9 protein-coding genes and 1 pseudogene are annotated in these 6,911 nt (G+C 66.7%); 7 read left to right on the top strand and 3 right to left on the bottom strand.

All coding sequences use genetic code 11. The features are described 5' to 3' along the window. A partial coding sequence (locus WA965_RS23090; protein ID WP_526448113.1) for a hypothetical protein occupies positions 1 to 238 on the bottom strand: 238 nt, incomplete at its 3' end. Continuing rightward, positions 238 to 708: an Asp23/Gls24 family envelope stress response protein gene (locus WA965_RS23085; RefSeq protein ID WP_526302795.1), complete on the bottom strand. Its 471-nt coding sequence runs from the start codon at positions 706 to 708 to the stop codon at positions 238 to 240. The genes WA965_RS23090 and WA965_RS23085, both read right to left, overlap by 1 nt. A gap of 169 nt (positions 709 to 877) precedes the next feature. Here WA965_RS23085 and WA965_RS23080 point away from each other — a divergent pair, with 169 nt between their 5' ends. Together WA965_RS23080 and WA965_RS23075 are read left to right on the top strand one after the other, a co-directional pair. Further along, the gene (locus WA965_RS23080; protein ID WP_526302794.1) at positions 878 to 1,450 is read left to right on the top strand and encodes an RNA polymerase sigma factor; all 573 of its coding nucleotides are present in this window, start codon (positions 878 to 880) and stop codon (positions 1,448 to 1,450) included. Beyond that, positions 1,441 to 1,899, top strand: a complete 459-nt coding sequence (locus WA965_RS23075) for a hypothetical protein (RefSeq protein ID WP_526448112.1) — start codon at positions 1,441 to 1,443, stop codon at positions 1,897 to 1,899. The genes WA965_RS23080 and WA965_RS23075 overlap by 10 nt, the downstream gene beginning before the upstream one ends. Positions 1,900 to 1,906: 7 nt before the next feature. Here WA965_RS23075 and WA965_RS23070 read toward each other — a convergent pair whose 3' ends face one another. Next, positions 1,907 to 2,665, bottom strand: a complete 759-nt coding sequence (locus tag WA965_RS23070) for an isocitrate lyase/PEP mutase family protein (RefSeq protein WP_526302792.1) — start codon at positions 2,663 to 2,665, stop codon at positions 1,907 to 1,909. A gap of 108 nt (positions 2,666 to 2,773) precedes the next feature. Between WA965_RS23070 and WA965_RS23065 the strand changes: the two genes are divergently transcribed. The 5 genes and pseudogenes from WA965_RS23065 to WA965_RS23045 all read left to right on the top strand — a co-directional run. Then, complete coding sequence (locus WA965_RS23065) at positions 2,774 to 3,070, top strand: Rv0250c family protein (protein WP_526302791.1); 297 nt, start codon at positions 2,774 to 2,776, stop codon at positions 3,068 to 3,070. 60 nt (positions 3,071 to 3,130) lie between these two features. Then, positions 3,131 to 3,949: a succinate dehydrogenase subunit SdhC gene (sdhC, locus tag WA965_RS23060; protein ID WP_526302790.1), complete on the top strand. Its 819-nt coding sequence runs from the start codon at positions 3,131 to 3,133 to the stop codon at positions 3,947 to 3,949. 44 nt (positions 3,950 to 3,993) lie between these two features. Next, positions 3,994 to 5,922 (top strand): fumarate reductase/succinate dehydrogenase flavoprotein subunit, encoded by a 1,929-nt coding sequence (locus WA965_RS23055; protein WP_526302789.1) that lies wholly within the window; start codon positions 3,994 to 3,996, stop codon positions 5,920 to 5,922. A gap of 3 nt (positions 5,923 to 5,925) precedes the next feature. After that, the gene (locus tag WA965_RS23050) at positions 5,926 to 6,681 is read left to right on the top strand and encodes a succinate dehydrogenase/fumarate reductase iron-sulfur subunit (protein ID WP_526302788.1); all 756 of its coding nucleotides are present in this window, start codon (positions 5,926 to 5,928) and stop codon (positions 6,679 to 6,681) included. A 33-nt stretch (positions 6,682 to 6,714) separates the two neighbouring features. Then, a pseudogene (locus tag WA965_RS23045) lies at positions 6,715 to 6,911 on the top strand (hypothetical protein); the annotation flags it as partial.

The raw sequence follows: 6,911 nt of genomic DNA, 5'->3' as shown, positions 1-6,911 counted from the left end.
TCCCGGGACGGCTCGCCGCGACCGCCGCTCGCACCGCGGCCGCGGTGTCGCGCACGGCCGCGCCCTGCCACACCGTGATGTGGACGTCGATCGTGTCGTCACCGATACGGATCCCGGGGACCCTGCGACCCGGTAGATAGGTCCCGACCTCACCGAACATCCCGGAGTGCAGTTCCGCCACACCGGGCACCGCGCGGACGATGGCTGCGACGGTGTCGGCCGGTTCTGCGTCGGTCACTACTCGACCCTGGCGGGCCGGCTGTCGGTGTCGTCCTCGGACTCCTCGTCGGCGACGTAGACGTCGTGGACGGTGATGTCCACCTCGACCACCTCGAGACCGGTCATCCGCTCGATGGACGCGATCACGTTGCGGCGGATCCCGGCCGCCAGGTCGGCGATGGACACCCCGTACTCGGCGACGATGTCGATGTCGACGGCAGCCTGCTTCTCGCCCACCTCGACCGACACGCCCTGTGCGTGGTTGACCGTCGCGCCCGGAATGCGTTCCCGCAGCGCTCCCACGGCGCGGCTGGCGCTGCCACCGAGAGCGTGCACCCCGTTGACCTCGCGAGCGGACAGCCCGGCGATCTTCGAGACCACGGTGTCGGCGATCGTCGTCTTGCCGTGGCTGGTGGCCAGCGGGCCTTCGTGGGTCGCCACCGCCGACGTCGATGGCGTCTGCGCTGCCGTTGCTTGTGTGTTGCTCATTTCTGCTCCTTTTTGACTTGTCACACCACTTGGTCGGTGGAGTCCCCCGAAACCGAACGCGGCAAGCAGTGTGTTGCTGCCCACACCCGGTACCGGCGGTCCGGGTAGCGCTAGGCTCGCGGTGGCGGGCGCCGCTGCCCGGCTCTGGTTCGAGAGGAACGATCCGGGAATGCTGGCCCACGACGAGCACAGCGAGCCCGCCGATGTGGACGATCGAGCGCTCGCCGCCGCGGCCGCCGCCGGTGATCGCGTGGCCTTCGAAACCCTCATCCGACGCCACGGTCCTGCTCTTCACCGGTACGCGCGCCGGATGACCCGCGACGACGCGGCGGTGCAGGACATCGTGCAGGAGACCTTCGTGGCCGCGTGGCGGCAGATCGACCGCTTCCGCGGCGACAGCAGTCCGCGGACCTGGCTGTTCGCGATCTGCGCGCGCAAGGTCGTCGACTCGCACCGCGTCAAGCGCGCCGTGCCGCTCGACGACCGACTCCTCGACCCGGCCGACCCCTCGAAGATGTCCGATCCGTTCGCCGCGGCGTCCAACACCGAGTTCCTCGGCGCACTGGAGAATGCGCTCACCGAACTGCCGCCGCGACAGCGCGCCGTGTGGATCCTGCGGGAGGTGGAGGAATTGACCTTCCCGCAGATCGCGACGATCCTGAGCCTGAGCCCCGACGGCGCGCGCGGACACCACCACCGGGCCCGCGCAACACTGCAACAAAGGCTGCAACGATGGCGATAGGCGACTACGACATAGGCGACTACAACGTGGTCAACCGTGCGTCCCGAGTGCTGCGCGCGGCACCCGAACCCGGCTGGTCAGCGGTGCAGGATCGGGTGATCGCGGCCGTGCGGGCCACCCCCCGCGGCGGCTGGCCGATCACGGTCGTCGATCCGGACCCCGGGTCCGCACCGGGGCGGCTGCAGGTCAGCGACCTGGCCCTGCGCTCAGCGATCGCCAGGGCGCTCGGTGACGACACCGACCTCGCCCTGTCCGGCATCGACGTCACCCTCGACGAGGACGTCCTCCGTACCGTGAGCATCGAGGTGAGCGGTCGCTTCGGCGCCGACCTCGGCGCGGTCGCGGCGCGGGTACGCGCTCTCGCAGCTGCGGTCGTCGAGGACGTCGTCGGCCGCTTCGACGATCACGACGTGGCGATCGACGTGACCGTCGGCGACGTTCACCGCTGACGCGCGGTCACGCCCAGCGCGCCAGAATCTCCTTGCCGCGCGCCGCCAACGCCGCCTGGAAGAACGGGCCGAAGCTGATCCGACCGACGCCCAACGGGCCGAACGACGCGGGGTCGTCCTGATCCGGGAGCGCGATGGCGTTGATCGGCAGCGGCAGTTCGTCGGACAGGCGCTTCAGGGTGCCCGCATCGTGGCGGCCGACCGGGTACAGCACGTCGGCACCCGCACCGGCGGCCTCGGTGAGCCGGGCGATGGCCCGATCGACGCGGTCGGCTTCGTCCCCGTCCTGGCGCAGGAACAGATCGGTGCGTGCGTTGACCACGACGTGCACGCCGGCGGCGTCGGCCGCCGACCGCAACCCGCCGACGAGTTCGGCATGCTCGGCGGACGATCGGAGTCGGCCGTCCTCGCTGTGCACGGTGTCCTCGATGTTGAGTCCGACCGCGCCCACGGACAGCAGGCCTTCGATCAGCCGCACCGGCGTCTCGGCGTACCCGGACTCGATGTCCACCGAGATCGGCACGTCCACCGCCGCGGTGATCTGCGCGACCCGCGTGATCAGATCGTCGAACGTCATGCCTTCGTTGTCCGGCTTGCCGACCGAGTCGGCCACCGGGTGGCTTCCCACGGTGAGCGCGGTGAAGCCGGCCGCAACCGCCATCCGGGCGGACCATGCATCCCACACCGTCGGCAGGATCACCGGATCGCCCGGCCGGTGCAGCGCCAGCAGCGCGTCCGCGCGCCCTTTCAGATCGTCGTCAGACATTCGTTTCCTCCACTCGTGAACGTGACCGGTCTCACGCTCTCATTGGTGTTGTGACTAGCATCGATTGCGTAATGTGATCCATGACACCCTTCAGCCCAAGGAGGTCACTTGTCCAGTACCACCGAACTCGCCGAACTTCACGATCTCATCGGAAACCTTCGGCGGTGCGTGACGTCGCTCGCGTCGCGATACGGGGATAGCCCAGCTACCCGTCGCATCGTGAACGACGCCGAACGCATCCTCAACGACATCGACAGACTCGACATCGACGCAGAAGAGCTCGAACTCGCCCGTGGCGTCAGCGGACACCACCCGGTCGGCGAGCGTATTGGGATCCCTGATACTCAGTACGACACGGACTTCTGGCGCGGCGTCGACGACGAAGGTCTCGGCGGGACGCGATGAGCGCCGCGTGCCCAGAACAGCGGCACGCGTCCGGGGGTACAACAGCATAGAAAGGCAACCGTGAGCGCACCTACCGCCGACCGCAAAGCGACCGGCGTTTTTTCGCCTCGCCGTGCGCAGATCGCGCAACGCACTCTGCGTACCGACAATTGGCTGAAATCGCCGATCGTCACCGACCTGGGGTTCGCCGCGTTCATCATCTACGCGACGGTGCGGGCGTTCATGCAGAACAACTACTACGTCGCCGATTACCACTACCTGACGCCGTTCTACTCACCGTGCGTCAGCACCGGTTGCATCCCCGAGGCCAGCCACTTCGGCCAGTTCCTCCCCGACGTGTGGTGGCTGCCGTACGCGGCACTGTCGCTGCCGTTCCTGCTGCTGTTCCGGTTGACCTGCTACTACTACCGCGGTGCCTACTACCGGACGGTGTGGCAGGCCCCGACCGCGTGCGCAGTCGCCGAGCCGCACGCGAAATACACTGGAGAGACCCGCTTTCCGCTGGTCATTCAGAACACCCACCGGTACTTCTTCTACATCGCCGCGATCATCTCGGTGATCAACACCTACGACGCGATCATCGCCTTCCACTCACCGACCGGCTTCGGCTTCGGTCTGGGCAACGTCATCCTGGTCACCAACGTCGTGATGCTGTGGGTCTACACCATCTCCTGCCACTCCTGTAGGCACGTCGCCGGCGGCAGACTCAAGCACTTCTCCAAGCACCCTGTCCGCTACTGGATGTGGACGCAGATCAGCAGGCTCAACGTTCGGCACAAGCTCTACGCATGGGTCACGCTGGGCACCCTGATGTTCACCGACTTCTACATCATGCTGGTGGCCAGCGGGACCATCTCTGACCTGAGATTCATTGGCTGACAACTTTATTCACAACCGTATTTTCGAAAGATGAGTGAGATTTGATGGCTTCGGACGAAGCGCAATTGGAACGGCACGAGTACGACGTCGTCGTGATCGGTGCCGGCGGTGCAGGTCTGCGCGCGGTGATCGAGGCACGCGAACGTGGCCTGCGCGTCGCGGTGGTGACCAAGTCGCTGTTCGGCAAGGCGCACACCGTGATGGCCGAAGGCGGTTGCGCGGCAGCGATGCGCAACGTCAACACCAAGGACTCCTGGCAGGTGCACTTCGGTGACACCATGCGCGGCGGCAAGTTCCTGAACAACTGGCGGATGGCGGAACTGCACGCCCAGGAAGCCCCCGACAGGGTCTGGGAGCTCGAGACCTACGGTGCGCTGTTCGACCGCACCAAGGACGGCAAGATCAGCCAGCGCAACTTCGGCGGGCACACCTACCCGCGGCTGGCGCACGTCGGCGACCGCACCGGGCTGGAGATCATCCGCACCCTGCAGCAGAAGATCGTGTCGCTGCAGCAGGAGGACAAGAGGGAACTCGGCGACTACGAAGCCCGCATCCGGGTCTTCCACGAGTGCGCTGTCACCGATCTGATCAAGGACGGGGACCGCATCGCGGGCGCGTTCGGCTACTACCGCGAGACCGGCTCGTTCGTGCTCTTCGAGGCGCCTGCCGTGGTGCTGGCGACCGGCGGCATCGGCAAGTCGTTCAAGGTCTCGTCGAACTCGTGGGAGTACACCGGCGACGGACATGCGCTGGCACTGCGCGCCGGCTCCGGTCTGATCAACATGGAGTTCATCCAGTTCCACCCGACGGGCATGGTCTGGCCGCTGTCGGTCAAGGGCATCCTCGTCACCGAAGGCGTTCGTGGTGACGGCGGAGTTCTGAAGAACTCCGAGGGCAAGCGGTTCATGTTCGACTACATCCCGGACGTGTTCAAGGGCCAGTACGCCGAGACCGAAGAAGAAGCCGACCAGTGGCTCAAGGACAACGACTCCGCGCGCCGCACCCCCGACCTGCTGCCCCGTGACGAGGTGGCCCGCGCCATCAACACCGAGGTCAAAGAAGGTCGCGGCTCGCCACACGGTGGGGTCTACCTCGATATCGCCTCCCGGATGCCGACCGAGGAGATCCGCAGGCGGCTGCCGTCGATGTACCACCAGTTCATCGAGCTGGCCGAAGTCGACATCACCAAGGACGAGATGGAGGTCGGTCCGACCTGCCATTACGTGATGGGCGGCATCGAGGTCGATCCGGACACCGGCGCGGCGGCCACGCCGGGTCTGTTCGCGGCGGGTGAGTGCGCCGGCGGCATGCACGGCTCCAACCGGCTCGGCGGCAACTCGCTGTCGGATCTGCTGGTGTTCGGCCGCCGGGCCGGGCTCGGGGCGTCGGACTACGTGCGGGCTCTCGGCGACCGGCCGAAGATTTCCGAAGAGGCCCTCGACGAAGCCACGAAGATGGCTCTGCTGCCCTTCGATTCGACCGAGGACCCGCAGAACCCGTACACCTTGCACGCCGAGCTGCAGCAGTCGATGAACGATCTTGTCGGCATCATCCGCAAGGAAGACGAGATCGAAGAGGCACTCGCCAAGCTCGAGGAACTCAGGGAGCGGGTGCACCGGGTGACGGTCGCGGGCGGGCGGGTGTTCAACCCGGGCTGGCACCTGGCGCTCGACATGCGCAACATGCTGCTGGTCAGCGAGTGCGTGGCCAAGTCCGCGCTGCAGCGCACCGAGAGCCGTGGCGGGCACACCCGCGACGACTACCCGCAGATGGACAACACCTGGCGCAACAAGCTGCTGGTGTGTCGCACGAGCGAGGCCGCCACCGGTGACGCGCTGGTTCCCGGCGTGACGGTGACGCCCGAAGAACAGCCCCCGATGCGGGACGATCTGCTGGAGTGTTTCGAACTGTCCGAACTCGAGAAGTACTACACCGACGATCACATCGCCGCGCACCCGGACCGGAAGGGCTGAAAAATGGCTGCCTACGACGCGAAACTACGAGTCTGGCGCGGCGATCCCGACGGCGGCGATCTGCAGGATTACACCGTCGAGGTCAACGAGGGCGAGGTGGTGCTCGACATCATCCACCGCCTGCAGGCCACCCAGGCCGGTGATCTCGCCGTGCGATGGAACTGCAAGGCGGGCAAGTGCGGGTCCTGCTCGGCCGAGATCAACGGCCGGCCCCGGCTGCTGTGCATGACGCGGATGTCGACGTTCGGCGAGGACGAGACCGTCACGGTGACCCCGCTGCGGACCTTCCCCGTGATGCGCGACCTGGTGACCGACGTGTCCTTCAACTACGAGAAGGCCAGGGAGATCCCGTCGTTCACGCCGCCGAAGGACCTCCAGCCCGGCGAGTACCGCATGCAGCAGGAGGACGTGAACCGCAGCCAGGAGTTCCGCAAGTGCATCGAGTGCTTCCTGTGCCAGAACGTCTGCCATGTGGTGCGTGACCACGAGGAGAACAAAGAGGCGTTCTCCGGCCCCCGCTACCTGATGCGGCAGGCCGAGCTCGACATGCACCCGCTGGACACCCAACCGAATCGGGCCGAGCAGGCGCAGGAGGAGAACGGCCTGGGCTACTGCAACATCACCAAGTGCTGCACCGAGGTGTGTCCCGAACACATCAAGATCACCGACAACGCGCTGATCCCGATGAAGGAACGCGCCGCCGACCGCAAGTACGACCCTGTGGTGTGGCTGGGCAACAAGCTCTTTCGCCGGAAGTAGCCGGTGTCCGACGAGCCGGCGGCCTCGGACGTCGTGATCCGGTCCACCGCGACGCAGAACAGTCGGGTCGTCGCGGGGTCGATCGCAACGACGGACAGTGCTGTGGTCGCCGGTTCGGTGGTGACGCAGAGCAGCGCCGTCGTCGCGGGCTCGATCGCCACCGCGGGTAGCGCAGGCGTGGCGGGGTCGATCGCCACCGCGGGCAGCGCGGCTGTCGTACGGTCGATCGC

This window comes from Mycobacterium sp. (genome assembly GCF_049683935.1).
Lineage (GTDB): Bacteria > Actinomycetota > Actinomycetes > Mycobacteriales > Mycobacteriaceae > Mycobacterium.
Note: the sequence above shows the minus strand (reverse complement) of the source record. Positions and strands in the feature narration are given on the sequence as shown.

Excerpts from the sequence above, each read along its gene's own strand:
- WA965_RS23080 (WP_526302794.1), top strand. The coding sequence starts at position 878 with ATGCTGGCCCACGACGAGCACAGCGAGCCCGCCGATGTGGACGATCGA.
- WA965_RS23055 (WP_526302789.1), top strand. The coding sequence starts at position 3,994 with ATGGCTTCGGACGAAGCGCAATTGGAACGGCACGAGTACGACGTCGTC.
- WA965_RS23070 (WP_526302792.1), bottom strand. The coding sequence starts at position 2,665 with ATGTCTGACGACGATCTGAAAGGGCGCGCGGACGCGCTGCTGGCGCTG.
- WA965_RS23075 (WP_526448112.1), top strand. The coding sequence starts at position 1,441 with ATGGCGATAGGCGACTACGACATAGGCGACTACAACGTGGTCAACCGT.
- WA965_RS23050 (WP_526302788.1), top strand. The coding sequence starts at position 5,926 with ATGGCTGCCTACGACGCGAAACTACGAGTCTGGCGCGGCGATCCCGAC.
- WA965_RS23085 (WP_526302795.1), bottom strand. The coding sequence starts at position 708 with ATGAGCAACACACAAGCAACGGCAGCGCAGACGCCATCGACGTCGGCG.